Genomic DNA, 1916 nt, shown 5'->3' on the forward strand with positions numbered 1-1916 from the left:
TCAGCGGCGGCCCCGACGGCTCCTGGGCCCCGCGCACCGCCCCGCTGCTCGCCCTGCTCGCCTCGCTCGTCCCCGCCGCCGCGTGCGTGCGCGCCTTCCGGCGGGGCGCCGGACGGCGGCTCGGCAGCAGCCGCAGCCTCGACGACTTCGCCGCCGCCGTGTGGCCGCTCCTGCTCGCGCTCTTCGCCCTCTACCTGTGCACGCTGTGGGGCCTCCTCGGCGTCAGCGCCGCGACCCTGCACCAGGCCACCGGGCTCCTCTCGGCCGGGAGCCTCGGCGCGCTCCTGCTGCTCGCCCGCCTCATGGTCCAGCACGGCAGGGCCGAGGCCGCGCGCGCCGCGCTCCTCATCGCCTGCGGCGGGCAGTTCCTCGCCCTCGCCTCGCTCTTCGCCGCGCGGCTGCCGGGCGCCGCCGCGCTCGCCACGCCCGTGGAACGCCTCACCGCCCTCGGCGGCACGGGAGCCGTCCCCGCGCTGGCCTGCTCCCTCGCGGTCCTCACGCTCCTCGTCCGCTCCGTCCCCGCCCTCTCCCGCGCCTCCGCCCACGCGAAAGCCGCCGCGGAGACACCGGAAGCGCCGCGGTGACCCCCACGCCCTTTCCCCCTCCCGCGGAGCCGACACCGCGGGCCGAACCGACCCACGGCACCACGCCCGAAGGAGAACGCGCCATGACCCCCACCCTCACCACCACCGGAGGTGCCCGATGAGGGTTCTGCTGATCGGAGCCGGCGGCTACCTCGGCCGCTTCGTCGCCGACCGCCTCCTCGCCGACCCGGCCGTCCAGCTCACCGTCCTGGGCCGCGGCGACGACGCCGACGTCCGCTTCGACCTCGCCACCGGCAGCCCCGGAGCGCTCACCCGCTTCTTCGACGCCGTCCACCCCGGCGTCGTCGTCAACTGCGCGGGGACGGTACGGGGCGGCGCGCGCGACCTGACCCGGCACAACACCGTCGCCGTCGCCACGATCTGCGAGGCGCTGCGCCGCAGCGGCTGCGGCGCGCGCCTCGTCCAGCTCGGCTGCGGGGCCGAGTACGGGCCGAGCCAGCCCGGCTCCTCCACCGCCGAGGACGCCGTGCCCCGCCCCGGCGGCCCGTACGGCGTGAGCAAACTCGCCGCGACCGAACTCGTCCTCGGCTCCGGGCTCGACGCCGTCGTGCTGCGCGTCTTCTCGCCCGTGGGCCCCGGCACCCCGGCCGGCTCCCCGCTCGGGCGGCTCGCCGAGGCGATGCGGCGCGCCATGCAGTCGGGGGACACCGAGCTGAAACTCGGCGGCCTCGGCGTGCAGCGCGACTTCGTCGACGTGCGCGACGTCGCACGCGCCGTCCACGCGGCCTCGCTCTCGGCCGCGCAGGGCGTCGTCAACATCGGTTCGGGCCGCGCGGTACGGCTGCGCGAGGCGGCGAGCATCCTCGCCCGCGTCGCCGGTTTCAACGGCACGCTCCACGAACTCGACTCGCCCCCCGGCTTCGGCCCGGGGCTCCCGATCCGCGAGCACCACGGCGGCCACGGACCGCTCCGCCCCGCGATCGGCCACCCGCGCGGCGACTCCGACCACACCCTCTCCGCGCCCGCCGCCCCGCACCCCTACCCCGACGGCTGCGGCCCCTGGCAGCAGGCCGACGTACGCACCGCGCGCGACCGGCTCGGCTGGCGCCCCCGCATCAACCTGGAGGAATCCCTCGCGGACATCTGGATGGAGGCGGCATGCCGGATGTGACCGGCCCGGATGCACGCACGGGCCGGACCGCTTCCCCCGGGCGGATCACCGCCCGGGGGCAGGGGGTGAGCGCGTGAAGAACGAGCGACCGGACATGCTCGGTCGGCAGGGCCGCCGAAACGTATCTGCGGAAGCGGCCCAACCGCCCGCCGCCGCACCGCCCGCCTCCGCCGCCGCACCGCCCGCCTCCGCCGCCGCAC

General features: G+C 77.5%; 1 protein-coding gene and 1 pseudogene. Both read left to right on the forward strand.

Going from position 1 to position 1916, the window contains the following annotated elements:
• Window positions 1–584 (forward strand): annotated as a pseudogene (locus G3I42_RS35360) (hypothetical protein); the annotation flags it as partial.
• A gap of 118 nt (window positions 585–702) precedes the next feature.
• Window positions 703–1716: an NAD-dependent epimerase/dehydratase family protein gene (locus tag G3I42_RS35365; protein WP_007822324.1), complete on the forward strand. Its 1014-nt coding sequence runs from the start codon at window positions 703–705 to the stop codon at window positions 1714–1716.
• The last annotated feature ends 200 nt before the right edge of the window (window positions 1717–1916 follow it).

Source organism: Streptomyces sp. SID11385 (assembly GCF_010548245.1).
In the GTDB taxonomy this organism is placed as follows: Bacteria; Actinomycetota; Actinomycetes; order Streptomycetales; family Streptomycetaceae; genus Streptomyces.

Bases quoted from the DNA above. Each gene is read 5' to 3' on its own strand.
- G3I42_RS35365 (WP_007822324.1), top strand. From the start codon at position 703: ATGAGGGTTCTGCTGATCGGAGCCGGCGGCTACCTCGGCCGCTTCGTC.